The 25,942-nt window shown below is 54.9% G+C and carries 27 protein-coding genes; 13 read left to right on the forward strand and 14 right to left on the reverse strand.

Annotation, left to right across the window (positions count from 1 at the left end; genetic code table 11):
- Window positions 1-458 precede the first annotated feature (458 nt).
- On the reverse strand, window positions 459-2,150 hold the full coding sequence (locus tag KGP17_RS09280; RefSeq protein ID WP_037375189.1) for an aspartate:alanine antiporter: 1,692 nt from the start codon (window positions 2,148-2,150) through the stop codon (window positions 459-461).
- 343 nt (window positions 2,151-2,493) lie between these two features.
- Between KGP17_RS09280 and KGP17_RS09285 the strand changes: the two genes are divergently transcribed.
- Window positions 2,494-2,883: an inner membrane protein YbjM gene (locus tag KGP17_RS09285; RefSeq protein WP_021804982.1), complete on the forward strand. Its 390-nt coding sequence runs from the start codon at window positions 2,494-2,496 to the stop codon at window positions 2,881-2,883.
- Between the two features lie 52 nt (window positions 2,884-2,935).
- Here KGP17_RS09285 and KGP17_RS09290 read toward each other — a convergent pair whose 3' ends face one another.
- Window positions 2,936-3,199, reverse strand: a complete 264-nt coding sequence (locus KGP17_RS09290; protein WP_021804981.1) for a GrxA family glutaredoxin — start codon at window positions 3,197-3,199, stop codon at window positions 2,936-2,938.
- A gap of 238 nt (window positions 3,200-3,437) precedes the next feature.
- Between KGP17_RS09290 and KGP17_RS09295 the strand changes: the two genes are divergently transcribed.
- From KGP17_RS09295 to rlmC, 8 genes are all read left to right on the forward strand, one after another.
- Window positions 3,438-3,737: a YbjC family protein gene (locus tag KGP17_RS09295; protein ID WP_021804980.1), complete on the forward strand. Its 300-nt coding sequence runs from the start codon at window positions 3,438-3,440 to the stop codon at window positions 3,735-3,737.
- Between the two features lie 57 nt (window positions 3,738-3,794).
- Window positions 3,795-4,697, forward strand: a complete 903-nt coding sequence (gene rimK, locus KGP17_RS09300) for a 30S ribosomal protein S6--L-glutamate ligase (RefSeq protein WP_094982877.1) — start codon at window positions 3,795-3,797, stop codon at window positions 4,695-4,697.
- A gap of 174 nt (window positions 4,698-4,871) precedes the next feature.
- A complete protein-coding gene (locus tag KGP17_RS09305; protein ID WP_021804978.1) occupies window positions 4,872-5,351 on the forward strand; it encodes a YbjN domain-containing protein in 480 nt (159 codons plus the stop codon).
- A 395-nt stretch (window positions 5,352-5,746) separates the two neighbouring features.
- Entirely contained in the window at window positions 5,747-6,856 is a 1,110-nt protein-coding gene (gene potF, locus KGP17_RS09310; RefSeq protein WP_094982876.1) for a spermidine/putrescine ABC transporter substrate-binding protein PotF, read from the forward strand.
- Window positions 6,857-6,965: 109 nt separating this feature from the next.
- Window positions 6,966-8,099, forward strand: a complete 1,134-nt coding sequence (potG, locus tag KGP17_RS09315) for a putrescine ABC transporter ATP-binding subunit PotG (RefSeq protein ID WP_021804976.1) — start codon at window positions 6,966-6,968, stop codon at window positions 8,097-8,099.
- A 24-nt stretch (window positions 8,100-8,123) separates the two neighbouring features.
- Entirely contained in the window at window positions 8,124-9,086 is a 963-nt protein-coding gene (gene potH, locus KGP17_RS09320) for a putrescine ABC transporter permease PotH (protein ID WP_223499209.1), read from the forward strand.
- Window positions 9,083-9,928 carry a putrescine ABC transporter permease PotI gene (gene potI, locus KGP17_RS09325; protein ID WP_021804974.1) on the forward strand — a complete coding sequence of 282 codons (846 nt, stop codon included), beginning with the start codon at window positions 9,083-9,085 and terminating at the stop codon, window positions 9,926-9,928. Before potH ends, potI begins: the two co-directional genes overlap by 4 nt.
- A gap of 143 nt (window positions 9,929-10,071) precedes the next feature.
- Entirely contained in the window at window positions 10,072-11,199 is a 1,128-nt protein-coding gene (rlmC, locus tag KGP17_RS09330) for a 23S rRNA (uracil(747)-C(5))-methyltransferase RlmC (protein ID WP_223499210.1), read from the forward strand.
- Window positions 11,200-11,237: 38 nt separating this feature from the next.
- On the opposite strand, the gene KGP17_RS09335 is transcribed toward rlmC, so the two are convergent.
- The 6 genes from KGP17_RS09335 to KGP17_RS09360 form a co-directional block, all read right to left on the reverse strand.
- The gene (locus tag KGP17_RS09335) at window positions 11,238-11,972 is read right to left on the reverse strand and encodes an arginine ABC transporter substrate-binding protein (RefSeq protein WP_021804972.1); all 735 of its coding nucleotides are present in this window, start codon (window positions 11,970-11,972) and stop codon (window positions 11,238-11,240) included.
- 194 nt (window positions 11,973-12,166) lie between these two features.
- Complete coding sequence (gene artM / locus KGP17_RS09340) at window positions 12,167-12,835, reverse strand: arginine ABC transporter permease ArtM (RefSeq protein ID WP_179246422.1); 669 nt, start codon at window positions 12,833-12,835, stop codon at window positions 12,167-12,169.
- Window positions 12,835-13,551, reverse strand: a complete 717-nt coding sequence (artQ, locus tag KGP17_RS09345; RefSeq protein WP_021804970.1) for an arginine ABC transporter permease ArtQ — start codon at window positions 13,549-13,551, stop codon at window positions 12,835-12,837. Before artQ ends, artM begins: the two co-directional genes overlap by 1 nt.
- Before the next feature lie 9 nt (window positions 13,552-13,560).
- Window positions 13,561-14,292: an arginine ABC transporter substrate-binding protein gene (gene artJ, locus KGP17_RS09350; protein ID WP_021804969.1), complete on the reverse strand. Its 732-nt coding sequence runs from the start codon at window positions 14,290-14,292 to the stop codon at window positions 13,561-13,563.
- A 32-nt stretch (window positions 14,293-14,324) separates the two neighbouring features.
- Window positions 14,325-15,053, reverse strand: coding sequence for an arginine ABC transporter ATP-binding protein ArtP (artP, locus tag KGP17_RS09355; protein ID WP_094982923.1), 729 nt, complete (start codon window positions 15,051-15,053; stop codon window positions 14,325-14,327).
- A 262-nt stretch (window positions 15,054-15,315) separates the two neighbouring features.
- Window positions 15,316-15,864 (reverse strand): lipoprotein, encoded by a 549-nt coding sequence (locus KGP17_RS09360; protein WP_223499211.1) that lies wholly within the window; start codon window positions 15,862-15,864, stop codon window positions 15,316-15,318.
- 176 nt (window positions 15,865-16,040) lie between these two features.
- Here KGP17_RS09360 and KGP17_RS09365 point away from each other — a divergent pair, with 176 nt between their 5' ends.
- From KGP17_RS09365 to KGP17_RS09375, 3 genes are all read left to right on the forward strand, one after another.
- Window positions 16,041-16,364, forward strand: coding sequence for a heavy metal-binding domain-containing protein (locus KGP17_RS09365; protein WP_021804966.1), 324 nt, complete (start codon window positions 16,041-16,043; stop codon window positions 16,362-16,364).
- A gap of 91 nt (window positions 16,365-16,455) precedes the next feature.
- On the forward strand, window positions 16,456-16,668 hold the full coding sequence (locus KGP17_RS09370; RefSeq protein WP_223499212.1) for a hypothetical protein: 213 nt from the start codon (window positions 16,456-16,458) through the stop codon (window positions 16,666-16,668).
- A 68-nt stretch (window positions 16,669-16,736) separates the two neighbouring features.
- Window positions 16,737-17,537 (forward strand): N-acetylmuramoyl-L-alanine amidase, encoded by an 801-nt coding sequence (locus tag KGP17_RS09375; RefSeq protein ID WP_305801185.1) that lies wholly within the window; start codon window positions 16,737-16,739, stop codon window positions 17,535-17,537.
- Window positions 17,538-17,666: 129 nt separating this feature from the next.
- Here KGP17_RS09375 and KGP17_RS09380 read toward each other — a convergent pair whose 3' ends face one another.
- Entirely contained in the window at window positions 17,667-18,677 is a 1,011-nt protein-coding gene (locus KGP17_RS09380) for an NAD(P)-dependent oxidoreductase (protein WP_037375026.1), read from the reverse strand.
- Between the two features lie 151 nt (window positions 18,678-18,828).
- A complete protein-coding gene (locus tag KGP17_RS09385) occupies window positions 18,829-20,271 on the reverse strand; it encodes a DUF2867 domain-containing protein (RefSeq protein ID WP_223499214.1) in 1,443 nt (480 codons plus the stop codon).
- Window positions 20,272-20,424: 153 nt separating this feature from the next.
- Between KGP17_RS09385 and KGP17_RS09390 the strand changes: the two genes are divergently transcribed.
- Window positions 20,425-20,772 (forward strand): DUF1294 domain-containing protein, encoded by a 348-nt coding sequence (locus tag KGP17_RS09390; RefSeq protein WP_223499215.1) that lies wholly within the window; start codon window positions 20,425-20,427, stop codon window positions 20,770-20,772.
- Between the two features lie 62 nt (window positions 20,773-20,834).
- On the opposite strand, the gene KGP17_RS09395 is transcribed toward KGP17_RS09390, so the two are convergent.
- The 4 genes from KGP17_RS09395 to hcr all read right to left on the reverse strand — a co-directional run bounded on the left by KGP17_RS09395 (window position 20,835) and on the right by hcr (window position 25,894).
- Window positions 20,835-21,827, reverse strand: coding sequence for an MBL fold metallo-hydrolase (locus KGP17_RS09395; RefSeq protein WP_223499216.1), 993 nt, complete (start codon window positions 21,825-21,827; stop codon window positions 20,835-20,837).
- A 91-nt stretch (window positions 21,828-21,918) separates the two neighbouring features.
- Window positions 21,919-22,935: a low-specificity L-threonine aldolase gene (ltaE, locus tag KGP17_RS09400; protein WP_024486198.1), complete on the reverse strand. Its 1,017-nt coding sequence runs from the start codon at window positions 22,933-22,935 to the stop codon at window positions 21,919-21,921.
- Between the two features lie 108 nt (window positions 22,936-23,043).
- Window positions 23,044-24,765: a ubiquinone-dependent pyruvate dehydrogenase gene (gene poxB / locus KGP17_RS09405; RefSeq protein WP_179247817.1), complete on the reverse strand. Its 1,722-nt coding sequence runs from the start codon at window positions 24,763-24,765 to the stop codon at window positions 23,044-23,046.
- A gap of 124 nt (window positions 24,766-24,889) precedes the next feature.
- Window positions 24,890-25,894, reverse strand: a complete 1,005-nt coding sequence (hcr, locus tag KGP17_RS09410) for an NADH oxidoreductase (protein WP_223499217.1) — start codon at window positions 25,892-25,894, stop codon at window positions 24,890-24,892.
- Between the last annotated feature and the right edge of the window lie 48 nt (window positions 25,895-25,942).

Raw genomic sequence — 25,942 nt, forward strand, 5'->3', positions numbered from 1 at the left:
CGACGGATTTTAGGCTGTGCCCCTCAGTTGATTGTGGCACCGTCGCAGTCCCGAAAGCCCGTGATCAAGGCGGATAGCTCTACGTTCAAGCCCGATAACGCGTAGCACCGACTTGGGCGCATGCTCTCTTCGGGCTGGAGCCATTTGAACTTTCTCCCCGCTTATTTGGGTCACCAAATCTCATGGATCGTACTAGCTAGCGTCCAAATGGCCTTCAGCGTCTCATTACTAACATCGCGATGTGTAAATCAATGGGGGAAGGTCAGGCGTAAATTTCAGGCAACAAAAAACCCGCTAATCTTGAACCTAAAAAGGCGGGACTAACGGGCTCCACAAAATGGGGACATCAAAGAAAAGCAGTGGCACTAATTCAGACTATGTCCCGATCGAAAAGTTCTACCCGTTGCTAGAAAAATAAAAAAATATTTCGCCGTAGCGGCACTTCTCAGATCGCCTTGCTACCCCATTAGTCCTGGCCAGATCACCACGATGAGCGAGCCTGCCAAGGTTAACAACACGTTAGCGATGGCGTAGGTGCCTGCATATCCCAACGCAGGAATATTACTACGTGCAGTGTCACTAATGATTTCCATCGCCGGGGCGCAGGTACGTGCCCCCATAATGGCACCAAATAGCAGGGCACGGTTCATGCGCAGAATGTAGGCACCGAACAGGAAGCAGATCACTACCGGTACCAGGCTGACGATCAAGCCTGCGATCAGCATCTGGCCACCTACTGCGCCAAGGGTATTGCCGATACCTGCCCCTGCGCTCAGGCCCACACCAGCCATAAACACCATCAGGCCGAACTCTTTCACCATATTCAACGCGCCCTGAGGGATATAACCAAAGGTCGGGTGGTTGGCACGCAGGAAGCCCAGCATGATGCCGGACATCAATAGCCCTGCGGCGTTGCCGATACCAAAGGAGAAGCTGCTGGTGAACTGAATGGTGATCTGGCCGATCAGCAGGCCGATGATAAAGAAGGCACAGAACGCCAGCAGATCGGTAACCTGGCTATGAATGGAGATAAAGCCGATCTTCTCTGCCACGCTTTTTACCCGGCGGGCATCGCCGCTAACCTGCAGCACATCGCCTTTGTTCAACACGATGCTGTCATCGATCGGCATTTCAATCTGGCTGCGGATCACGCGGTTGAGGAAGCAGCCATGATCGGTCAGCTTCAACTGGCTCAGGCGCTTGCCTACCGCATTGCTGTTTTTGACCACGATCTCTTCGGTTACGATGCGCATATCCAGCAGATCCCGGTCGAACACTTCCTTACCGTTACGGAAGCTTGGGTCCAGGCGTGCGTGAGCATCAGGGTAGCCGACCAGTGAGATTTCATCCCCGACCTGTAACACCGCATCTCCGTCCGGGTTGGCCAGAATGCCGTTGCGGCGAATTCGTTCGATGTAGCAACCGGTTTGGCGGTAAATACCGAGCTCGCGCAGGTTCTTGCCGTCTGCCCAGGCGACCAGTTCCTGGCCAACGCGATAGGCGCGGATCACCGGCAAATAAACCTTGCGCTGGCTATCGGTATCCAGGCCGCGCTCACGGGCAATTTGTTGGGCAGAGGTAGAGAGATCCTGATGCTGCAGTTTTGGCAGATAACGAGCGCCGAAAATCAGGCTGACCAGGCCAATCAGGTAGGTCAGGGCGTAGCCCAGGCTCAGATGGTCTTGGGCTGCAAGCAGTGCCGGGCCGCTGGTGATGGTATTACGTAGCGTATCGCCTGCACCCACCAATACCGGTGTGGAGGTCATCGAACCGGCGAGCATACCGGCGGTAAGGCCGATATCCCAGTGGAACAGCTTACCGAGTCCGATGGCGATCACCATCGCTGAACCGACCATCACCAGCGCCAGCATGAAGTAGTTTTTGCCGTCGCGGAAAAAAATTGAGAAGAAATTGGGACCCGCTTCAACGCCGACGCAAAAAATAAACAGCATGAAACCGAGGCTTAACGCTTCGGTGTTAATGGCAAAGTGCTGCTGGCCAAGCAACAGCGAGACCACTAAAACGCCAATGGAATTACCGAGTTGAACGGAGCCAAGACGAACCTTTCCGAGGCAGAGCCCCAGGGCGAGTACCACAAACAGTAACAGGATGTAGTTACCGTTTAACAAACTTGCGACGTTTATGTTCACGGGGGATAACTTATTGTTTACCAGTAAGTTCTTGATAAAGAACACTATAAGAGTTAGATTCAGCCATAGAGTATATGGATAAAGCTTAGATAACAACCAACCATCGGAAGGCGATCCGAACCATCGAATGGCGGCGCTTATTCTAGTCGCTATCACGTATGACAGCCAGCATAAAGCTGTGTCGGCATACGTATTTAACCCTTTTTGACCAAGGAAAAAGTTCAGCCAGCGCTGTCGATTTCGGCTGTGTGTCGCAGGGTCGGTGCGATAGGCTGTGTTTTACGATGTAGTCAGCGGTCACATCGCGATATCCGTCATTTTCGGGTATGGAGGGGAGAGGTGGATGGTAAGTTATCGATACTGGGTGGGCATTTTTAGCTGTTTTCTACTGTTTAGTCTGGTTTTTCTGGGCCTGAAGAGCGGTGCCGTCGGCGTGACAGAATCCGAGCATCATGGTGAAACCGGCCTGCTGTTGTTTATTATTCCCGGTTTTATCGCCAGCTATTTGTCGAGCAAGCAGCGTATTCTGTGTCCCTTGCTTGGCGCACTGTGTGCGGTACCGCTGTGTTTACTCATTCGCCACTTTTGGTTGACCCCCGGCCATTCGTTTTGGCAGGAGTTGGCTTATGCGGTCAGCGCCGTATTCTGGTGTGTGTTGGGTGGGATGTTGTATTTATTAATGCGCATGGTGTTCCATGCGTGGCAACAGTTCTATCGGCAGCAAAAACCCTAATCGTAAAAAAGGCCACCTGAGTTCGGTGGCCTTTTTTGTTCGAGCTTGAAGCTTACTGGAACAGGTTCAGGTTTTCTTTGGCGTAGGCTTCAAAATCGGTGCAGCCGCCAATGTGGGTCTGATCGATAAAGATTTGCGGCACGGTTTCTACCGGTTTGCCCACGGTTTTTTCCAAATCGGCCTTGGTGATGCCTTCGGCGTGGATATCAACATAACGGAAGTTGAAATCGTCACGCTCTTCAGTCAATTTCTCTGCCAGCTCTTTAGCACGGACACAGTAAGGACAGCCCGGACGCCCGAAGATTACAGCAAACATGTAACACTCCTAGTCTGTTATTAATCATTAACCGTTATTGTAACGACATTCCTTCCGTCATAAAAAGACTTCAGTTGCGCAATCACTCACGTCATGGCGCTTACTATGCCCGTTGGCTGAGCTAAAAAAAAGCAGGATCTGCCTCTTGGTCTGATTTATAGAACCGATTAATCAACTAGAGCTGTTGCAGCGATGGCGAATTTACTACACTGGACACAGTGAGTCTGGAGAAAAAAATATGCGTTCATTCGGTGACTTACCGCGTTCTGTGCTGGTGCTTGAAGGATTGGGCATGGTGCTGTTGATACTCTCTTATCTGAGTATTCATGACTACGTCCGCTTACCGGGTATGCTGGCTTCGCAGCAGGCGGCGGTTGGCATGATCTTTCTAGGCGTCTTCATGATGGTTCCTGCAGCCGCGTTTTTGGTCTGGCGCGTAGTTCAAGGGTTCGGCCCGCTACTGCGCGGTGGCCAGCCGCCGCAGAACGATCGGCGTACCCCGCCAAAAGATAAACAAGACCAGGGACCGCAAGACTAAACGCGGCTATGGGGAATGCCTGCCAATGCAGGTGATCAACGCCTTTAGGGGTGACGAGTGAAAATTGCCATTCTTTCGCGCGATGGTTCGCTGTACTCATGTAAAAGACTGCGTGAGGCTGCAGAGCAGCGTGGGCACCGTATCGATGTTATCGATCCGCAGTCTTGTTATATGAATATCAACCCGGCGGCACCGAGCATTCATTATCGTGGCCGCCGGTTGGAACATTACGATGCGGTGATCCCGCGTATTGGTTCCGCTATTACCTTTTATGGCACTGCCGTGCTGCGCCAGTTTGAACTGCTCGGCAGCTATCCACTCAATGAGTCAGTGGCCATTACCCGCGCGCGCGACAAACTGCGTTCGCTGCAACTGCTGGCGCGCCAGGGGATTGATCTGCCCATTACCGGCTTTGCGCATTCACCGGATGACACCGGTGATTTGATCGAACTGGTGGGCGGCGCACCGCTGGTGGTGAAGCTGGTTGAAGGGACGCAGGGGATCGGCGTGGTATTGGCCGAAACTCGCCAGGCGGCGGAGAGCGTGATCGACGCCTTTCGTGGCCTGAACGCCCATATCCTGGTGCAGGAGTATATCCGTGAAGCCAATGGCTGTGATATTCGCTGCCTGGTCGTTGGCGGCAGGGTAGTAGCCGCGATTGAACGCCAGGCAAAGCCTGGGGAGTTTCGGTCGAATCTGCACCGTGGCGGCACCGCTCGAAGAGTGCATATTACCGGCAAGGAACGCGCTACGGCGATCAAGGCCGTGGAGACGCTGGGATTGGATGTTGCCGGGGTTGATATCCTCCGTGCCGATCGTGGCCCGCTGGTGATGGAGGTGAATGCGTCACCGGGGTTGGAAGGCGTTGAAACCACCACCGGGTTGGATATTGCCGGCATGATGATCGAGTATATTGAGCAACGAGCCCGGCCTGGCTTTCGTCTGAAATCTGGCGGGTGATAAATGGCGTTTTCCTCTGTCGCGCCAAGCGTATACGGGGGATAGCAGGTGCGGACATGTTGTGCGATGTGACCGTATTAGTGAATTAAGCGGCTTTGATCGTGGCATCTCGATTGAATATTCCGTAAGCTATGCGCCTTTTCATGTCTTTGAACCCTGTGAGGCTGGTAATTTATGGATTCACTCATCGTCCCCGATTTAGCGTTATTACGACGTTGGTTGGATCAGTTGGGGATCTCGTTTTTTGAATGTGACTCTTGCCAGGCGTTACACCTGCCGCACATGCAAAACTTTGACGGCGTATTCGATGCCAAGCTCGATCTGGTGGATAATGTGATCCTGTTTTCCGCGTTGGCCGAAGTGAAGCCAACTGCACTGATCCCGCTGGTGGCCGATCTCAGTCAAATCAATGCCAGTTCGCTGACCATCAAGGCCTTTGTTGATATTCAAGACGATAACTTGCCAAAGCTGATCGTTTGCCAGTCTTTGAGCATTGCCGTGGGCGTGGCCCATGAGCAGTTTGCCCACTTTATGCAACAGGGCGAAGAACAGATCTCGATGGTGATCCTGGAAGCCAGGGCGAACGATCTGCTGTTTATGGGTGAGGAAGAAGAGAACCCGGCTACCGTAGCCAGCCAACCGATGCTGCATTAATCTTCGCTGTACATTATGTGTGCCGCAGATCTGGCGGCACGCAGCCCGAACTTTTCCCCACAAACAGATATCCTGCGTATCTCCCCTGATTGCCAGATATTTATCGTCTTTTAGGGCGTTATTACCGCATCACATACAGCACCCGTGCATAATTAATCGATAAACGGCGTTTTTTACCCTGGAGGCTGGCACCGTCTGGCAACTCCGGTTATGCTGCTGATCTTGCTAAAGGCTCACGCTCCTGTTTGTGACCTCGTGGGCTGGCAGGTGAGAAAATCGCATGCAATCAACTGCATAGCTATTCACTCGCGATCGCAACGATTGCGCTCGGCTAATCAAAGGCGTTGTATCCTCTCAGGATACAAATTTACCCCTTGTTTTGGAGGAAGTTACGGATGGTCACCCAACGTAAAAAGTGGTTATCGGGTGTGGTTGGCGGCTTGCTGATGACGGCTTGCTTCACCGCGTCGGCCGCAGACAATACGCTGCACATCTACAATTGGTCCGACTATATTGCGCCGGATACCCTGGCCAAATTCCAGAAAGAAACCGGTATCAAAGTGGTGTATGACGTCTTTGATTCCAACGAGGTTCTGGAAGGCAAACTGATGGCGGGCAGCACCGGTTATGACTTGGTGGTTCCTTCCTCCAACTTCCTTGAGCGCCAGTCCAAAGCCGGTATTTTTGAAGCGCTGGACAAGAGCAAGATACCTAATTACAAAAACCTTGATCCCGAGATGCTGCAACTGGTTGCGCATAACGACAAAGAGAATAAGTACGGTATCCCTTACATGATGGTGACCACCGGCATTGGCTATAACGTCGATAAGGTCAAAGCGGTGCTGGGTAAAGATGCCCCGGTCGATAGCTGGGATCTGATCCTCAAGCCAGAAAACCTGGAGAAGCTGAAAAGCTGTGGTGTCTCCTTCCTGGATGCGCCAAGCGAAGTCTATGCCACCGTCTTGCACTATTTGGGTAAAGATCCTAACAGCACCAGTGCGGAAGATTACACCGGTGCGGCCAACGATCTGTTGATGAAGCTGCGGCCGAATATCCGCTATTTCCACTCGTCCCAGTACATTAACGATCTGGCTAACGGGGATATTTGCGTGGCCATTGGCTGGTCTGGCGACATCATGCAGGCAGCCAACCGTGCCAAGGAAGCCAAAAACGGCGTCAATGTGGCCTACTCCATCCCAAAAGAAGGGGCGCTGACCTACTTTGACATGTTTGCGATGCCAGCCGATGCCAAAAACAAAGATGCGGCCTACCAGTTCCTGAACTTCCTGCTCAAGCCAGAGGTGATCGCGGATATCAGCAATCACGTGTTTTATGCCAACGCGGTGAAAGACGCCACGCCGCTGGTGAATGCCGAGGTGCGTGATAACCCGAACGTTTACCCGCCGGCAGATATTCGCGCCAAACTGTATACGCTGAACGTACAGTCGCCAAAACTTGACCGTGTAGTTACGCGGGCATGGACTAAAGTTAAAAGCGGGAAGTAAATACCCGATTCTGATGATCGGCAGGCGGGGTTAACCCGCCTGCATTGCCATTTTGGGCCATGGCAATTGCTGTGGTTGTTCGTACTGCTTTAGCCGGAGAGCACCCCGATTGAACGACGTTATCCCTCGTCCGCTAGCCAAATCGCAGAAGGTGTTCACCCCTCTGCTGGAAATCCGTAACCTCACCAAAACCTTTGACGGCCAGAATGCGGTAGAAGACGTCAGCCTGACGATCTACAAGGGCGAAATCTTTGCGCTGTTGGGGCCTTCTGGCTGTGGAAAATCGACGTTGCTGCGCATGTTGGCCGGTTTTGAACAGCCGACGGAAGGGCAAATTGTCCTCGACGGTCAGGACATGTCGCACGTGCCGCCATACCAACGCCCGGTCAATATGATGTTCCAGTCCTATGCGCTGTTCCCCCATATGACGGTGGAGCAGAACATTGCGTTTGGCCTCAAGCAGGACAAAATGCCGCGCGCGGAAATCAACGAGCGCGTCACCGAAATGCTTACGCTAGTGCATATGCAGGAATACGCCAAGCGTAAGCCGCACCAGCTCTCCGGGGGGCAACGCCAGCGTGTGGCACTGGCACGTAGTTTGGCAAAACGACCAAAGCTGTTGCTCCTGGACGAACCAATGGGCGCGTTGGATAAAAAACTGCGCGATCGCATGCAGCTGGAAGTGGTCGATATCCTGGAGCGCGTGGGCGCGACCTGCGTCATGGTCACCCACGATCAGGAAGAAGCGATGACCATGGCTGGCCGTATCGCCATCATGAACCGCGGCAAGTTTGTGCAAATCGGTGAGCCGGAAGAGATCTACGAGCACCCGAACAGCCGTTTCAGCGCCGAGTTTATCGGTTCGGTCAACGTGTTCGATTGCGTGTTGCAGGAGCGGCGAGACGATGCATTGATCCTGCAAAGTCCGGGTTTACGGCATGCGCTTAAGGTCGATCCTGATTCATCGGTGGTAGACGGTGTACCTATTCAGGTCGCTCTGCGCCCGGAAAAGATCATGCTGTGTGAGGAAGTGCCGGAAGACGGCTGCAACTTTGCGGTGGGTGAGGTGGTGAACATCGCCTATCTAGGCGATCTGTCGATCTACCACGTGAAGTTGCTTAGCGGGCAGATGATCAGTGCGCAGTTGCAGAACGGCCATCGCTTCCGCAAAGGCATGCCGACCTGGGGTGATGAAGTGCGCCTATGTTGGGACACCGACAGCTGTGTGGTTCTGACGGTGTAGTTGAGAAAGTGAGGAGTAACTATCATGACATTGCTTTCTGAACGTTCGCCGGAGCCTCCGGCAAAAGTACCCGGCCCGATTAAGGCGTTTATCCAACGTTTGCAGATGGCCCATGGCCGCAAACTGGTGATCGCGCTACCGCTGCTGTGGCTGCTGCTGTTGTTTATGCTGCCGTTCCTGATCGTGTTCAAGATCAGTCTGTCTGAGCTGGCTTTGGCGGTACCGCCTTATACCGATCTGATGAGTTGGGCAGACGGCAAACTCGATATTGCGCTGAACTTTGCCAACTACCTGCAACTGACCGATGACCCGTTATACATCGATGCCTATCTGCAATCCTTGCAGATCGCGGCGGTTTCAACGCTGTGCTGCCTGGTGATCGGCTATCCGCTGGCGTGGGCGGTGGCGCACAGTAAACCGTCGACCCGCAACATCCTGCTGCTGTTGGTGATCCTGCCTTCCTGGACGTCATTCCTGATCCGCGTGTATGCCTGGATGGGGATACTGAAGAACAACGGGGTGTTGAACAACTTCCTGATGTGGCTGGGGGTAATCGATCAGCCATTGGTGATCCTGCATACCAATCTGGCGGTGTATATCGGCATCGTTTATTCCTATCTGCCGTTTATGGTGTTGCCAATTTATACCGCGCTGACGCGCCTTGATTACTCGCTGGTTGAAGCCTCGCTGGATCTGGGGGCCAAGCCGTTGAAAACCTTCTTCAGCGTGATCATGCCGTTAACCCGTGGCGGTATTATTGCCGGCTCGATGCTGGTGTTTATCCCGGCGGTGGGGGAGTTTGTGATCCCGGAACTGCTCGGCGGGCCAGACAGCATCATGATTGGCCGCGTGCTCTGGCAGGAGTTCTTCAATAACCGTGACTGGCCGGTCGCCTCGGCGGTTGCTACCGTGATGCTGCTGTTGCTGATTGTACCTATTCTCTGGTTCCACAAGCACCAGAACAAGGAAATGGGAGGGCAGGGATGAATAACTTGCCGGTAGTGCGCTCACCGTGGCGCATAGCGATTCTGGTGGTTGGTTTCACCTTCCTGTATGCACCGATGCTGATGCTGGTGATCTACTCGTTCAACAGCTCCAAGCTGGTTACCGTATGGGCGGGTTGGTCGTTCCGTTGGTATATCGAACTGTTCCATGATTCGGCGATGATCAGCGCGGTTGGTCTGAGCTTGACCATTGCGGCGGCTTCCGCCACGGCGGCGGTGATCCTCGGCACCATTGCCGCGATGGTGATGGTGCGCTTTGGGCGTTTCCGGGGGTCGACCGGGTTTGCCTTTATGCTCACCGCACCGCTGGTTATGCCAGACGTGATCACCGGTTTGTCGCTGCTGCTGCTGTTTGTGGCGATGGGGCATACCTTTGGTTGGCCTTCTGAGCGCGGGATGTTCACCATCTGGTTGGCGCACGTCACCTTCTGTACTGCCTATGTGTCGGTCGTTATCAGTTCGCGCTTGCGTGAGCTGGATCGTTCAATAGAAGAGGCAGCGATGGATCTGGGTGCTACACCGCTGAAAGTGTTTTCCGTGATCACCTTACCGATGATTGCCCCGGCGCTGATCTCGGGCTGGATGCTGGCGTTTACTCTCTCGTTGGACGATCTGGTGATTGCCAGCTTCGTGGCCGGGCCTGGGGCTACCACCTTGCCAATGCTGGTATTCTCCAGCGTGCGTATGGGGGTTAACCCGGAGATCAACGCCTTGGCAACGCTGATCCTGCTGGTGGTGGGGATCATCGGGTTTATTGCTTGGTGGTTTATGGCGCGGGCGGAAAAACAGCGCGCGCGTGAACTGCAAAGGGCCGCTCGTGGCTGATACTACTGAAGATTAATCGAGCTTTAAGCGCCGCCTGACCGGGCGGCGTTTTATCTTCTACTGCCTGGTAAGTAAGTTTTTATCCGCGTTGGGTGGTACAATCTGCGCCCTCATTGGTCATCCTGAGTTAACGGTTACTATTCATGCATTGCGCTTTGTACTCGGCGGGCACCTGCCGTTCCTGTCAGTGGCTGGAAAAACCTTATCCCCAGCAACTGGAAGAAAAACAACATCATCTGCAATCCTTGCTGGCGGATCGCGATGTCGCGCAGTGGTTAGAACCGGTGACGGGTGAAGAAAGTGCATTTCGCAACAAGGCGAAAATGGTGGTCAGCGGTAGCGTTGAGCGGCCGTTGCTTGGCATGTTGCACCGTGATGGCACGCCGGTAGACCTGTGTGATTGCCCGTTGTACCCGGCCAGCTTTGCTCCGATTTTCGCGGTATTAAAAGAGTTTATCCCTCGTGCCGGGTTAACGCCTTATAACGTGGCGCGCAAACGTGGCGAGCTGAAATATTTACTACTGACGGAAAGCACCTTCAGCGGCGGCCTGATGTTGCGCTTTGTGCTGCGTTCCGAAAGCAAGCTGGCGCAACTGCGTGCGGCCTTGCCTTGGTTACAAGAACAGTTGCCGCAGTTGAAGGTGATCGCCGCCAATATTCAGCCAGTACACATGGCGATCATGGAAGGTGAGCATGAAATCCCGCTGACCGAACAGCAGGCGCTGGAAGAGCGATTCAACCAGGTGCCGTTATACATTCGCCCGCAGAGCTTTTTTCAAACCAATCCGCAGGTGGCCAGCCAGCTGTATGCCACCGCACGGGATTGGGTACGGGCGCTAGGTATCGCCAGCATGTGGGATCTGTTCTGTGGCGTTGGCGGCTTCGGGTTGCATTGCGCACAGCCGCAAACCAGGCTGACCGGCATTGAAATCAGCGCCGAGGCGATAGCCTGTGCCAAACAGTCCGCGCAAACCCTCGGCTTGCAGCAGGTGGATTTCCAGGCGCTGGATTCGACCCGATTTGCTACCGCTGAGGGGGAAGTTCCGGAGTTGGTCTTGGTGAACCCGCCGCGCCGGGGGATTGGCCACGAGCTGTGTGATTATCTCAACCGCATGGCGCCGGGTTATATTCTTTATTCCAGCTGTAATGCGTTAAGTATGGCGAAGGATTTGGCGATGCTGCCGGATTACCGAGTTGAGCGCGTGCAGCTATTTGATATGTTCCCGCATACTGCCCATTACGAAGTGTTGACGCTACTGGTGCGGAAATAATGGCCCTCCAGTGAGGGCCTTTAGTCTAACGGAGGGTATTACTGTGGGAACCACTTATCGTTGATCGCCTTGTAGGTCCCATCCGCCTTGATCGCATCCAGCGCAGCATTCAGCTTGGCCAGTAGTGCCTGATTGTCCGGGCGTACGGCAATGCCCAGGCCGGTGCCAAAGTACTGTGCATCGGTTACATGCTCGCCTACGGCAGCCAGTTCCGGGTTATTCTTCAGCCATTCATTAACCACCGCAGTGTCACCGAACACGCCATCGATACGGCCATTCTTCAACTCCAGCACGGCGTTTTGGTAGCTGTCATAAGACACGGTATTGATTTCCGGGTGCTTGTCCTGCATGTATTTTTGATGCGTGGTGCCGTTTTCCATCCCCAGCTTTTTGCCTTTCAAATCCGCCAGCGTAGTGAACTTGCCTTTCTGAGCAATGACGATAGCCGAGTTGGCATAATAGGGCTGGGTAAAGGTTACCTGCTTGCTACGCTCTGGTGTGATGTCCATACCGGAAATCACCGCGTCATATTTTTTAAATTTCAGCGCGGCGATCAGGCTGTCAAAGGCCTGGTTGGTAAAGGTGCAGTCGGCCTGCATTTGCTTGCACAAGGCCTTGGCCAAATCGATATCAAAACCGACGATCTGGTTATTGGCATCCAGAGATTCAAACGGCGGGTAGGTCGCTGAAGAGGCGAAACGGATGGTGTCTGCGGCGGCAGCGTTAAAGGTGATCCCGGCGAGAAGGGTGGCGGCAAGTAACAGCTTTTTCATCGGTACGGCTCCTGTCGTAAATTTGATTGTTGTCTCGCCACCTTTTTTTCTGACAACGCCCCAAGGGCATTGTGAGTGGCTATGCCGATAACAATGCCATTTAGTGAATGACTATTCAATATAAATGACTAGAAAATTATTTTCGGTCATAAAAAAGCCCTGCGCATGGCAGGGCTAGTTCAGCGAGGCTTGATTCAATTACGACGTTCAAAAGCCAAAGCGCGGCGTTCAACCAAACGCATCAATAACGTCAGCAGGCCATTCACGCACAGATACACAATGCCAGCGGCACCGAACACCATCACGTCATAAGTCCGGCCGTACATCAGTTGGCTATAGCCCATCACTTCCATCAGCGTAATGGTATAGGCAAGCGAGGTGCTCTTGAACACCAGAACCACTTCGTTAGAGTAGGATGACAAGGCACGTTTGAAGGCATACGGCAGCAGAATACGCAGCGTTTGCTTACGTGACATGCCCAGCGCTTCACAGGATTGCCATTGGCCCGCCGGGATAGCGCGTACCGCCCCATGGAACAGCAGGGTGGTGTAGGCCGCACTGTTCAGCGCCAAGGCAATCATCGCGCAGAGCCAAGGTTGCGACAGCAGGTTCCACAACCAGGGATATTCACGGATCGCCGGGAACTGGCCAGGGCCGTAGTAAATCAGGAAGATCTGTACCAGCAACGGCGTACCGGTGAACAACGTAATGTAGACCTTCACCAACTGCGTCAGCACCGGGGTTTTTAACGTCAGGATCACCGTCAGCACCAGCGACATCAGCAAGGCAACAATCAGTGCGACGATCGTCAGCGACAGGCTGGTATGCAAGCCTTTGAGGATTTCGGGGATGAATTCAAGCATCAGGCAGGCCCCCGCTCAAAACGCGTGGTGCGCAGCTCGATCCGCTTAAGGATGTACTGGCTCAGCAGGGTGATAACCAAATAGATTGCTGCCGCAATCACATACCAGGTAAACGGCTCCTGAGTGCGGGTGGCAATGCTTTTGGTCTGCAACATCAAATCGTTAACGCTAATCAACGACACCAGCGCGGTATCTTTCAGCAGCACAAGCCACTGGTTGCCCAGCCCCGGCAGCGCGTGACGCCACATTTGCGGCATGATCAAGCGGAAGAAGATAGCCGTCTTGCTTAGCCCGAGAGCCTGGCCGGATTCCCACTGACCCAGTGGCACCGCTTTCAGTGCCCCACGCAGCGTTTGCGACGCGTAGGCAGAATAGAGCAGGGCCAGGGCGATAACGCCGCACAGGAACGGGCTGACTTCGAAATTGTCGATGGACAGTTGCACCGGTAACTGGAACAGGCCGAAGTTCAGGACGAAGCCGTCGGACAGCATCATCAGCAGTTGTGAAGAGCCGAAGTAGATAAACAGCACCACCAGAATTTCTGGCAAGCCGCGCAGCAGGGTCACCCAGGCGGTGCCGAGCCAACTGACCGCTTTCCAGCGGGATGACTCCCAGACGGCAAACAGCATCGCCAGGATCAGGCCGAGGACCAGGGCACAAACGGCAAGGCCGACGGTCATCCCGGCGGCGCTAGCTAAAGGTTGGATTTCATTCATGGATGATGATTACTGCTGGAACCATTTTTTGTAGATGGTTTCGTAAGTCCCATCCTGCTTGATTTTATCCAGGGCGGCGTTGAATTTGCCCTGCAGTTCGGTATTTTGCAGGCGCATGGCAATGCCCAGACCGCTACCGAAGTAGTCTTTATCGGTCACTTTATCGCCCACGGCGGTCAGCGCAGCGTTTTCTTTCAGCCACTCGTTAACCACGGCGGTATCGCCGAACACCGCATCCACACGGCCATTTTTCAGATCCAGAATGGCATTCTGGTAGCTGTCGTAGCCCACGGTGGTGATTTCCGGGTGTTTATCGGTCAGGAATTTCTGGTGCGTGGTGCCGTTTTGCACGCCAACGCGTTTGCCTTTCAGCGCGGCCACGTCGGCCACTTTGCCTTTCTCGGCAATAAACAGGGCCGAGTTATCGTAGTAAGGCTTGCTGAACAGCACCTGCTTTTCGCGCTCAGGGGTGATATCCATACCGGCCATCACGGCATCGAAACGCTTGAATTTCAGGCTTGGGATCAGGCTGTCGAAGCCTTGGTTAGTAAAGGTACACTCGGCCTGCATCTCTTTACACAGAGCGTTGGCCAGATCGACGTCGAAGCCCTGGATCTTGTTATCCGCCGCGACGAATTCGAACGGAGGGTAGGAAGCTTCGGTAGCGAAACGAATAGTTTCGGCTGCTGAGGCAGAAACGCTGATGCCAGCCAGAACGGCGGCGATTAGTAGTTTTTTCATCGCAAACTCCCTGAGAACAGCAAATATCGCTATTAGTGTGATAAGTAATTGGCAAACTCTACGGTTTGCGGTTGTGCAAAGTGGCTGGCATCGCCCTGTTCGACGATATGGCCATTTTCCATATACACCACGCGGCTGGCGGTTTTACGCGCGACTTCAACCTCATGGGTGACGATCACCTGAGTAATACCGGTGCCCGCCAACTCGCGAATGATGCTGACGATCTGCGCGGTAATTTCCGGATCCAGTGCGGCCGTAGGTTCATCGAACAGCAGCACCTGAGGTTCCATCATCAGCGCACGGGCAATGGCTACGCGCTGTTGTTGGCCACCGGAGAGATGCAGTGGGAAACGGTCGGCAAAATCGGTCAGGCGTAACCGGGTCAGCAACTTGTCGGCACGCGCCATCGCTTGTGCCTTGGTCAGGCCAAGTACGCGGCAGGGCGCTTCGATCAGGTTTTGCACCACGGTCAAATGCGGCCAGAGATTGTACTGCTGGAACACCATGCCCACGTTTTGGCGCAGTTCGCGGATGGATTTCTCCCCCGGTGACTGTTTAAAGTCGAACTGATTGCCCGCGATTTGCAGGTGGCCAGAGCGTGGCATTTCCAGCAGGTTAAGCACCCGCAGCAGCGAACTCTTACCCGCGCCGCTTGGACCAAGCAGCACCAGAGTCTCGCCAGCAGGGCAATCCAGTGTAATGTTAAACAGCGCCTGATGTGCGCCATAAAAGCAGTTGATATCTTTTAGTTGAATACTCATGCGCTGAAATTGAATAGACATTGATGCCGGGAATGGTAACTTCCACAGAATACTTATGCAATCTTTGTGAGTTAAAATTTATTAGTACGTCGCAGAATGACTAAATAATAGCAGAAGATACCGTGAGCGCTGGCTGAATGGCGGATTTGTCGCGTACTCTGTGAGATAGCTAGCTATTTTTCTCAAGGCGATGGAATTTTGAGCGTTTATGAGGGGGAAATTGGCAACCGGGAAGGTGATACACCCGGCTGCCATCTTGGTGTTACTGGTTCTCAAGAACCTGACGCAGCGTACCGCTGGCGGCATGCGGCGGGATGTTGAGGAAGCGGATGTCGTCAACTACCCAGCAGGTGCCTTCACGGACCATCAGCACTTCGTCCTGCCAGTTGATTGCACTGGCACCTTCTTTCTGGTGGGTCAGCTGTACACGCAGCGGGATGTTTTTGGCATCGGTGTTAGGAATGGTGGAGGCGCTGGCAACCGATGCGCTGGTTGGCCCCTGGGCATTGCCAGAGAACAGATCGCCGGTGATGGTGTGTTTGCCAGGGTGCTGAGCGGCACTGACCAGATCCTGATACAGCACCTGGCTCAGGTAAGGCTGCAACTGTGCCAGACGGCTGCTGTCCGGCAGAGCGGTGCTTGGGCCTTGCTGAATGCGCAGGTCATAGAATTTCTGGGCTACCGTATCCGGGCCACCGTCCACGCAGGCGCCAGTGCGGACGCCAACATCCTTAAAGGCCGGTTCGACGGTGGTACAGGCGCTTAAGAACAGGGCCAAGGGTAAAACAACAGCAAGCGTTTTTGTTTTCATCTCATAACCTTATGTAAAAGTCTCTCAACCATGAAGACCGAAAACCACGGGACTAGCCTACAGTATAAAGGCGTTTTTGGTCCTTGCATTGGTGCTGTGTGCCATTGTGCCACAGAACATCCGCTTAAATTAGCTGTCCTACCACAGCAATGATTTGATTTTATAAGGAGTTCTTGATGCAATTGTCCACTACCCACACCCTGGAAGGGTTTACCATCACCGAATATTGCGGCGTAGTTACCGGCGAGGCGATTCTGGGTGCCAATATTTTCCGCGATTTTTTTGCTGGTGTGCGTGATATCGTTGGTGGCCGTTCCGGTGCCTACGAGAAAGAGCTGCGCAAGGCACGTCAGCTGGCCTTTCAGGAGATGCAGGAGCAGGCCAAAGAACTGGGGGCTAACGCGGTAGTCGGCATCGATATCGATTATCAAACCGTGGGTAAAGATAGCACCATGCTGATGGTCAGCGTCAGTGGCACCGCGGTAAAAGTCAGCCGCTAAACGGGGATAACGTGAGATAACCAGGAAGTGAAATGAAAATACCGAGCAGGGAAGCAGTGAACTGCAACTGAAAATCAGCCAACTAACCCAGGTGATGACCTGGTTGCTGATTGGGGGAGCCGCCACGCTGGGAAGGGTGTTGTTTAGTTTCTTTAGCGGCGAGTTCGATCCCATGTATGATTCGATTGAAGGCGCGCTAGGGGCGTCCTGCCTGGCGTCGTGGGGCAAGTGTTATTACGATAGACGCAAGCTGATGCAAACCTTGCAAGCGGCTGAGACTGTACCAGACTCGGTCATCCCCTGATGGCGGCGCATCACTGCGGAAAGGAGCATACTGTGGCCAAGTGGTTGTGGATCGCCGCCATTGGCGTTATGACGGGGTGCCAACAGCAATCCACCAGCACGCTGGTGGATCACGGTAGCTATCAGTTGGAAACCCTGCATCAGGCACCGGGGGCCGATCAGCGTATTCGTTTCCTGGTGATGCATTACACCGCAGAAGACTTTCACTCCTCGCTGAAAACGCTGACGGACGAGCACGTCAGCGCCCATTACTTGCTGCCCGCCCATCCGCCACTGCAGGGCGGTAAACCGGTGGCGTATCAACTGGTGCCCGAAGAGCTGCGAGCTTGGCATGCGGGTGCCAGCAACTGGCGTGGGCGTACCAATTTGAACGATACCTCGATCGGTATTGAGATCGTCAACCGGGGCTTTACGCGTAACTTGCTGGAGACAGACTGGCAGCCTTATACGCCAGAGCAAATTGCGTTACTGATCCAACTTAGCCGCGATATTGTTCAGCGTTACGCGCTGCAACCGACGGACGTCGTAGGGCATAGCGATATCGCCCCGCAGCGCAAACAGGATCCTGGTCCACTCTTCCCATGGCAACAGCTGGCGCAGGCAGGTATTGGTGCCTGGCCGGATGAGCGGGAGGTGGAACGTTACCTGGCAGGTCGTGATAAGCATGAGCCGGTGGCGATGGCATCACTGTTGGAAAAGCTGGCGCGCTACGGCTATGGCGTTGATCCTACATGGGATGCCAAGCAGCAGCGGAATCTGGTAGCGGCGTTTCAGATGCATTTCCGGCCCAGCGATTATCGCGGTGAGCCAGATGCAGAAAGCGAGGCGATTATAGAGGCGTTGCTAAGCAAATACGGAGCTATGCGCTAACGCCAAAAGAAATGCCCTCACGCTCTCCCATAGTGGACCGTTCGAGTTTGCTGAGATTATCTTTTTACTGCCAAATGTGCAGGGACTCTTAGCTCCCTCTCCCTGTGGGAGAGGGTTGGGGTGAGGGGGTTATAGCCCGTGCAGATTACCGTGCTCTTTCAACCAGCGAGCGGTACGGCTAATGCCTTCTTCAAGCGAAACCACGGGTTGATAACCCAGTTCCTGCTGTGCGCGAGTGGTGTTCAGCGTCAGATCGAAATTGAGCTTGGCGACGCTGTAATGGGTCAACACGGGTTCTTTATCGCTTTTACTGCCCAGCTTTTCCATGCCACGAGCCATCATATCGAGCATCGGGTAGGGCACCGAGCGGATGCGGCACTTCATGCCCAACTCATCGATCAGCTGTTGCAGCACGGTGCGTAGCGTGCAGGCTTGCTGGTTGGAGATGTTGTAGGCCCGGCCAGAAGGAGTCTCTTCCTTCACGGTGGCCAGCCACATGGCGTGTACCGCATTATCCAGATAGGTCATATCGACCAGTGCATCCCCGCCACGCGGTAGCAGCAGGCTACCGTAATGTTTGATCATATGCAGCAGGCGCGGCAGCATGATTTTGTCGTGTGGGCCAAATAGCCCCTGTGGGCGCAGGATGGTGAAATGGGTTTGCGGGTTGGACAGCGCCAACTGTTGCACCACCTGTTCCCCGGCGGCCTTGCTGCGGGCAAACTCGTTGGCATAACGAATCGGGCGGAAGTCTTCATCCACATTGCGGTGATGGTGATAATCAAAGTAAATTGCCGGCGACGAAATATGAATGAACCGTTCTACACCGTAGGCCGCAGCCCATTCCCCCAAACGGCGGGTAGCGCGGACGTTGGCCAGTTCGAAGGCTTCTTCCGTGCCCCATGGGGAAGTGAAACCGGAGCAGTGCCACAGCACGTCGACATCCGCCAGCATGGCTTTGGCCTGTGAAGAGATCAGGTTGGTGAGATCGGCATGGATGAATTCGGCACCCATTTTTTCCAGCAGGCAACCCATGGCCTGATTGCGCCCGGTGGCACGTACTTTTATGCCTTGGCGGCGGAGATATTCAACGGCGTTACGGCCTAACCCACTGGTTGCACCGGTGACCAATACCTTCATAACTCACTCTGTTCTCACCAAAAATCAGGATGCTGAGGGCGTTTTAGCGCGCCCCAGCAAATAAGGTGCCATTCTTTCGTGATTTTGTGCGCTATGCAATGAGAAAGGACCTAACCGCAGCAGCAAACTGTGCGGTTGATCGAGAATTCGACTAATGAGGACGCTGGTTATCGTACTCTTCGGCCAATTGGGCAATCCGTTTGGCCATGCCACGGAAAATAAACAGGTGGGCGGGCATCATGACAAACCAGTATAACAGCCCGCTGAAACCGGCAGGATGCCACCAGGCGCGGACATCGAGTTGGCGGCGATCGCCCAGGTCTTTGATGCTGAAGGTCAGGCGACCAAGCCCCGGAGCTTTCATCCCGAACATTAATGCCAGCTGCCGTAATGGCTTCTTGGTGATCACCTTCCAGCCATCGACCAGATCGCCGATTTCCAGGGTGTCACGCTGCGGTCGGCCATAAACGACGCCGTTGCCGAACATATCGTCCATGCGGGCACGGATTTGCCACAGAATGTTGGCGTAGAAGTATCCCTCTTTGCCGCCCAACTGCTGCACGACGTGCCATAGCGCTTCACTGGAGGCCTGGGTATCCAGTTCACAGCCTGCATGTTTGGGGTAGAAACCGTAACCGGGGCGCCAGCGGGCTCGGGCTTCAGGATCGTAACCCCAGTCGGCAGAGTCGACCACCTCGTCTTCGCGGCGTAGCGTTTCCTTCACGGCCTCATCAAAGGTTTGTAGTGGCTGTGGGATCAAGGATTGCAGCGGTTTGCCATCGGCAGGTAAGTCATGGTTCAGCCCCTGAATGAGCGCGCTGGCAATCGAGGTTGGCACAGACGTGATCATGCTGATAAACCATACCGAGATAAAGCGTGTCGGCAGCGGCACCGGGATCAGCCAGCGCTTTTTGCCGCTGATCTTGATAAAGCGCTCGAACAGGGTTTGGTAACTGATGTACTCCGGCCCGGCCACGTCAAAAATCCGGTTTTCCTGCGCCGGATGTTGCAGTAGCTCGGTCAGGTAAGTGAGCAGGTTATCCAGTGCGACCGGGGACGATTTTGACCGCACCCAACGCGGTGGCGTCAGGATCGGCAGGTTATAGACCATATCGCGCATAATTTCGAACGCGGCTGAACCAGGGCCAACCACGATACTGGCGCGCAATTCGGTGACGGGAATGCCGCTTTGACGCAGGATTTCGCCGGTCAGTTTACGGGCGATGAGGTGGGGGGAGCTATTGCCCTCTGGTTGCAGTGCACCAAGGAAAATAACCTGTTTAACGTTGGATCCTCGCAAGGCATCGCGCAGGTTCTCCGCCGCCTGGCGCTCCTTTTCGATAAAATCATCGCCATCGCCCATGCCGTGGATCAGGTAGTAAACGGCATCGATCTGCCATAGCGCCGCCGTTAGCGTTTCTGGGCGATAGACATCCACGTAGCGGCAGCTTACGTGCGGCCAGTTTTGCTCTTCCAACCATTCTATACGGCGTGCTGCGGCGGTGATTTCGTGGCCCTGCTCGGTCAAACGGGGGATCAGGTGTTGGCCAATATAACCGCTGGCTCCAAGAACCAGAATACGTTGGGAGGTCATTGCGCTGCCTTAGTTTATTGATGTTAATGTGAGCATGAACGACAGGATGCCAAATTAGCGGGATAAATGCACTTTATGTATGAGTATCAATAGTTGCATCTGCACGGAGGGCGGTTCACACTACGCGGCGATCAAGCAACGAGCCCATGCCCGATGAAAATCAATTCCCTGTGTTATTTGCTGCTGCTAATTGCTCTGGCTGGCAGCCTGTGTTTTCCCGCTCCGCTGTGGACGTGGCTGCTGCTGGTAAACTTGCTAACCCTGCTGATCTACGGCGTCGATAAGCTGGCCGCCTGCAAAGGCTGGCAACGGGTGCCGGAAATCACCCTGCTGCTGTTCGGCGTGCTGGGCGGTTGGATAGGGGCCATTATCGGGCAACGGATGTTCCGTCATAAAACACAGAAACAGCCGTTCAAAACCTATTTTATTCTCAGCGTAGTGCTGAACCTGCTGCTGATACTGGTTGTGGGTTACTGGCTCTATGGCCGGATGGTGGTTTGAGTTACCGCACTATGCGTCATTAAACGGGCGCCGCATGCGCCGCCCGTTGTCAACAATCTACGTTAAGGTTTCTTCTCGCCAACGACCACCGGCGCATATTCAACCGGCACCCACGCATAGCCTTTGCCTTCGACGCGTACGTGGCCCAGGCCAGGGAACGGTAAGTGCGCTCCGCCAACCCACAGCTTGTTTTCAGCCGCATCGGCAAACACCTTCTGCCGGGTAGCGATCGCCTGTTTGGAGTCCGTGTCAAAGTCCACCGCGACTTCAGGTTTGGCAAACTGCAAAGAGTGGCTGTGGACGATATCCCCCCACAACAGCAGTTTCTGGCCGCCGGAGCTGAACAGGTATGAGGTATGCCCAGGCGTATGGCCCGGTGTCGCTATCACCTCCAACTCAGGAAGTAACTGCTCCCCAGGGCTATAAAGTTTCAGCTTGCCCTGTTCGGCATAAGGGGCCACGGCGTCCTGGGCCATTTTGAACATCGGCTGCGTGTCTTTCGGGGCTTTGGACGCTATCTCTTTACTCAGCCAATAATCGCCATCGGCCTTGGAGGCATAGACAGTAGCGTTAGGGAAGGCGGCTTTGCCCTGATCGGTGATGCCGCAGGCGTGATCGGGGTGCAGGTGCGTCAGCAATATCATATCAACCTGCTCTGGCTGATAACCTGCCGCGCGCAGGTTGTTTTTGATAGCACCCAACGTCGGTCCAAAACACTGCGAGGTACCGGCATCGACCAAAACCAGATGCGTACCGGTATTCACCAGAAACGCGTTAACCGCCGTCTGTATGCCCGACTTGCTGTCGGTAAACATGCGGGCGAACAGCTTTTGCATATCCGGCTCGCTGACACCATGGAACAGCTTGGCGTCCAGTTTGACATAGCCGTCGTACAGCGCTGTCACCTCCAGGTTACCCAACATCATGCGGTAATAGCCGGGAGCCTGTGTCTGCTGTTGGGCCGGCGCTGAGGCGGCGCTGGCTGGCAAGGTAAACATCATTCCACTGCTAGCGAGGGTGAGAGCTAATAACGTCTGGCGCAATTTATGACTCATAGATGATATCCCTTCAGGTTTTGAAACTAGGCTGAGATAACGGGTTTGGCGAGAACCGGGAAGCGGGGCCTCCCGGTGTTACTGCAAAAAATCAAGCGTGCTGCTGCAAGAACTCCCGCCATAGATCGACGACTTTTTGCAGATCCTGGCGGCTAACGTTCAGATGCGTCAGGATACGGGTTAACGGCCCGGCGCTGATCAACACACCACGTTCGCGCATCCAGGGGCCGAGCTTGGCCGCCAGCTCCGGGGATTGGCGTAGGTACAGCACGTTGGTTTGTGCGCCCGGTTCGGCAATATCCACGCCAATGTCACGTAGCTGTTGTTCGAGCCATTTGGCGTTGTCATGATCTTCTTTCAGCCGCTCGACGTTGTGCTCCAGCGCATAGAGCCCGGCCGCCGCCAGAATACCGGCCTGGCGCATACCGCCGCCGGTCATCTTACGCCAGCGGTTGGCACGTTGAATAAACTCTTCGCTACCGCATAGCAGGGAGCCGACCGGTGCACCCAGGCCTTTCGACAGACAAATGGTGAAGGTGTCGCAATACTGGGCGAGGGTTTTCAGCGGTACGTTAAGTGCCACCGCCGCGTTGAAAATGCGCGCGCCGTCAATGTGCAGAGCAAGTTTGTGTTCACGGGTGAACTGCCAGGCCTGTTGCAGATATTCCAGCGGCAGCACGCGGCCGCTGATGGTGTTTTCCAGGCTTAGCAGACGAGTCTTGGCGAAGTGAATATCATCAGGCTTGATGGCGGCGGCGACTTTATCTAACGGCAGCGTGCCATCGGGATTGGCTTCGATCGGCTGTGGCTGAATGCTGCCCAGTACGGCGGCACCACCGGCTTCATATTTGTAGTTATGCGCCTGCTGGCCAACGATATATTCCTCACCACGCTGGCAATGGCTCAGCAGGGCTACCAGGTTGGCCTGGGTGCCGGTAGGCAGGAATAATGCCGCCTCTTTGCCAGAGAGTCTGACCGCTTCAGCCTGGAGGGCGTTGACGGTGGGATCGTCGCCATACACGTCGTCGCCGACGTCAGCCTGAGCCATGGCGGTGCGCATCTCTGCGCTAGGTTGGGTAACGGTGTCACTGCGTAAATCGATAAGCATACGGGTCCTTGGTAGCTGATGAGGAAGTGGCTTTCATCATAACCGGATTAGCGCGGGGCAAAAGCGGAAAATGCAGGGGACAACCAACTTCATTGCCCCCAGAAGCGATTAACGCAGCCAGTTGGTTTTAGCCAGTTCGACAACTTCATCACCCCGGCCATTGATGATGGCGCGCAGCATATACAGGCTGAACCCTTTAGCCTGTTCGAATTTAATCTGCGGCGGCATCGCCAGCTCTTGTTTGGCAGTGACCACGTCGAGCAAGGCCGGGCCAGGATGGGCCAGCATTTCCTGCAATGCCGCGTCCAGCTCGGAGGCCTTTTCTACCCGAATGCCTTTGATGCCTGCCGCATTGGCGATAGCGGCAAAATCCGGGTTGTGCAGATCGGTGCCGTCGGTAAGGTAGCCACCGGCCTTCATCTCCATTGCCACAAAGCCCAGCACGCTGTTATTGAATACCACCACCTTGACCGGCAGCTGCAACTGCGCCAGCGACAGAAAATCCCCCATCAGCATGGTGAAGCCACCGTCACCGCACATGGCGATCACTTGCTTATCCGGTTCGGTGGCCTGGGCACCAATCGCCTGCGGCATGGCGTTGGCCATTGAGCCATGGTTGAACGAACCGAGCAGGCGGCGTTTGCCGTTCATTTTCAAATACCGAGCTGCCCACACCGTCGGCGTGCCGACATCGCAGGTGAAGATGGCGTCATCCGTGGCTGAGTTGCTGATTTGCTGTGCCAGATATTGTGGGTGGATCGGCTGGTCATCGTTAGCTGTAGCCAATCCGTCGAGATCTTTACGCGCTTCCCGGTAATGCTCCAGCGCTTTATCCAGGAACTTGCGGTCGCTCTTGGCTTGCAGCTGCGGCAGCAAGGCGCTGAGCGTCGTTTTGATATCGCCCATTAGCGCCATATTAACCGGACAATGAGCGCCTATGCTGCCGGGGTTGATATCGATCTGAATGATATTGGCATTGCCAGGATAAAACGCCCGATAAGGGAACTGAGTGCCTAGCAGCACCAAGGTATCCGCGTTCATCATGGCGTGGTAGCCGGAGGAGAAACCGATCAGCCCGGTCATGCCGACGCTGTAAGGGTTATCCCATTCGATGTGCTCTTTACCGCGTAGGGCGTGCACAATCGGGGCCTGCAGCAGTTCGGCCAGTTTGACGACTTCGTCATGCGATCCGGCGCAACCGCTGCCGCACATCAGGGTGATATTTTTGGCGCTGTTCAGCGTTTCTGCCAGCTTTTGTAGTTCGCTCATCGGTGGCTGCATCAGTGGGTGCGCAGGCGTATGCCACACCATGCTGGCATCTTCTGGCGCCATTTGCAGGGCGACATCTCCAGGCAGCACGATCACTGAGACACCCCGGTTGAGGATCGCTTTGCGCATGGCGATCTCAAGCACTCGCGGCAGTTGCTCTGGATTGGACACCAGCTCGCAGTAGTGGCTGCATTCGCGGAACAGCTCTTGCGGGTGAGTCTCCTGGAAGTAGCCGCTGCCGATCTCGCTGGAAGGAATATGGGCAGCGATAGCCAGCACCGGAACGTGATTGCGGTGGCAATCGAACAGGCCGTTGATCAGGTGCAGGTTGCCCGGGCCGCAGGAGCCTGCGCAGACCGCCAGTTGGCCGGTGAGCTGCGCTTCGGCACCGGCGGCAAAGGCGGCGACTTCTTCGTGGCGGGTGCCCATCCAGGCGATGGTTCCCATCCGGTGCAGGCTGTCACTCAAGCCGTTGAGCGAATCGCCGGTGACGCCCCAGATCCGTTTTACCCCGGCCTGTTCCAACGTTTTGGCGATCAGCGTGGCTACTGTTTGCTTCATAGTTCCTCCTGTCATTATCCAAAATGAGGGGTACTCGCCCGATTAAAGGCAAACAGAAAGTGTAGAAGGGCATCAGGGAATACGCTTACCGATATGTGCCCCATCGGGAAGATGGGGCAAAGCTTCAGGCGAGGGTGACGTCACTTTGTAGCTGGCAGCTACAGGCTAGCACGTAACCCTGCTCGATTTCCGCCGGGGTTAACGTCATGGTGCTGGTGGTGGTGTATTGGCCGTCGATAATACGGGTTTTGCACGAGCCGCAAACGCCAGCCCGGCAGGCGGCATTGACCGGTAATTTATGGGCTTCTAAAGCGGCGAGCAAGGTGCTGCCGACCGGTACGCGGAATTCACGCAGCGGCTGACCGATGCGCAATGTTAATTGTTCGTTTTTCCCATCATCCAGCTTTGCCGAGGTGTGGAACTGTTCCTGATGGAAGTTGGCAGCGGGGACACCGAGCGCCAGACAAAGCTGCTCAACCTGTTGCATGTATGGGGCCGGGCCGCAGGTCATCACGGTACGTGAGGCGATATCCGGCGCGGCCTGTTGCAGCACCTGTTCATTGATGCGGCCAGACAGGAAGCCGGGCAGTGCATCCTGCTCAGCCATCAATGTCAGTTGCAATTGCGGATGGGCGGCGCATAGCCGTTGCCACTGTTCGGCAAAAATCACATCGGCCGGGGTGCGGACGTTAAAGATCACCCGGATATCGCATTGCGGCTTGTTCACCACCAGCCAGCGGCACATCGACATGATCGGCGTGACGCCACAGCCGGCAGCCAGCATCAGGTAACGATCGCTGGGGTGTTGCACGCAGCTGAATTCTCCCTGGGCGTCTGATAACCAGAGCGTTTGGCCAGGTTTGACCTCTTGCGTCAGCCAGCGTGAGCCGAGGCCATCCGCCAGACAACGTACGCTGATGCTGATAAAAGGACTCAGGCCGGGCGAAGAGGAGAGGGTATAGGCTCGCAGCGTGTCTGCACTGTCGCGAATGCTGACCAATGCAAACTGACCGGGCTGATAAGGATAAAAGTCGTTATTGATCAGGTTCAGCGTCCAGACGTCGGCGGTTTCCTGTTGCAGCGAGTGCACCTGCATCGGGTTGGGGCAAAGTGGGCTGGGTTGGCTCATGGGGCACCTCAAAACAAACGGGGCCGCCGCGATGGGCAGCCCCGGAAC

It is taken from the genome of Serratia sp. JSRIV001 (genome assembly GCF_019968745.1).
GTDB lineage: Bacteria > Pseudomonadota > Gammaproteobacteria > Enterobacterales > Enterobacteriaceae > Chania > Chania fonticola_B.

What these genes read in the sequence shown, in the direction of transcription:
- artM (WP_179246422.1), bottom strand. Translation starts at nt 12,835, where the DNA reads ATGCTTGAATTCATCCCCGAAATCCTCAAAGGCTTGCATACCAGCCTG.
- artQ (WP_021804970.1), bottom strand. Translation starts at nt 13,551, where the DNA reads ATGAATGAAATCCAACCTTTAGCTAGCGCCGCCGGGATGACCGTCGGC.
- KGP17_RS09335 (WP_021804972.1), bottom strand. Translation starts at nt 11,972, where the DNA reads ATGAAAAAGCTGTTACTTGCCGCCACCCTTCTCGCCGGGATCACCTTT.
- KGP17_RS09380 (WP_037375026.1), bottom strand. Translation starts at nt 18,677, where the DNA reads ATGAAGGTATTGGTCACCGGTGCAACCAGTGGGTTAGGCCGTAACGCC.
- KGP17_RS09290 (WP_021804981.1), bottom strand. Translation starts at nt 3,199, where the DNA reads ATGTTTGCTGTAATCTTCGGGCGTCCGGGCTGTCCTTACTGTGTCCGT.
- KGP17_RS09375 (WP_305801185.1), top strand. Translation starts at nt 16,737, where the DNA reads ATGACGGGGTGCCAACAGCAATCCACCAGCACGCTGGTGGATCACGGT.
- rlmC (WP_223499210.1), top strand. Translation starts at nt 10,072, where the DNA reads ATGCATTGCGCTTTGTACTCGGCGGGCACCTGCCGTTCCTGTCAGTGG.
- KGP17_RS09365 (WP_021804966.1), top strand. Translation starts at nt 16,041, where the DNA reads ATGCAATTGTCCACTACCCACACCCTGGAAGGGTTTACCATCACCGAA.
- poxB (WP_179247817.1), bottom strand. Translation starts at nt 24,765, where the DNA reads ATGAAGCAAACAGTAGCCACGCTGATCGCCAAAACGTTGGAACAGGCC.
- hcr (WP_223499217.1), bottom strand. Translation starts at nt 25,894, where the DNA reads ATGAGCCAACCCAGCCCACTTTGCCCCAACCCGATGCAGGTGCACTCG.
- potF (WP_094982876.1), top strand. Translation starts at nt 5,747, where the DNA reads ATGGTCACCCAACGTAAAAAGTGGTTATCGGGTGTGGTTGGCGGCTTG.
- artJ (WP_021804969.1), bottom strand. Translation starts at nt 14,292, where the DNA reads ATGAAAAAACTACTAATCGCCGCCGTTCTGGCTGGCATCAGCGTTTCT.
- KGP17_RS09395 (WP_223499216.1), bottom strand. Translation starts at nt 21,827, where the DNA reads ATGAGTCATAAATTGCGCCAGACGTTATTAGCTCTCACCCTCGCTAGC.
- KGP17_RS09295 (WP_021804980.1), top strand. Translation starts at nt 3,438, where the DNA reads ATGCGTTCATTCGGTGACTTACCGCGTTCTGTGCTGGTGCTTGAAGGA.
- KGP17_RS09285 (WP_021804982.1), top strand. Translation starts at nt 2,494, where the DNA reads ATGGTAAGTTATCGATACTGGGTGGGCATTTTTAGCTGTTTTCTACTG.
- ltaE (WP_024486198.1), bottom strand. Translation starts at nt 22,935, where the DNA reads ATGCTTATCGATTTACGCAGTGACACCGTTACCCAACCTAGCGCAGAG.
- KGP17_RS09360 (WP_223499211.1), bottom strand. Translation starts at nt 15,864, where the DNA reads ATGAAAACAAAAACGCTTGCTGTTGTTTTACCCTTGGCCCTGTTCTTA.
- potH (WP_223499209.1), top strand. Translation starts at nt 8,124, where the DNA reads ATGACATTGCTTTCTGAACGTTCGCCGGAGCCTCCGGCAAAAGTACCC.
- KGP17_RS09305 (WP_021804978.1), top strand. Translation starts at nt 4,872, where the DNA reads ATGGATTCACTCATCGTCCCCGATTTAGCGTTATTACGACGTTGGTTG.
- artP (WP_094982923.1), bottom strand. Translation starts at nt 15,053, where the DNA reads ATGAGTATTCAACTAAAAGATATCAACTGCTTTTATGGCGCACATCAG.
- KGP17_RS09390 (WP_223499215.1), top strand. Translation starts at nt 20,425, where the DNA reads ATGAAAATCAATTCCCTGTGTTATTTGCTGCTGCTAATTGCTCTGGCT.
- potI (WP_021804974.1), top strand. Translation starts at nt 9,083, where the DNA reads ATGAATAACTTGCCGGTAGTGCGCTCACCGTGGCGCATAGCGATTCTG.
- KGP17_RS09385 (WP_223499214.1), bottom strand. Translation starts at nt 20,271, where the DNA reads ATGACCTCCCAACGTATTCTGGTTCTTGGAGCCAGCGGTTATATTGGC.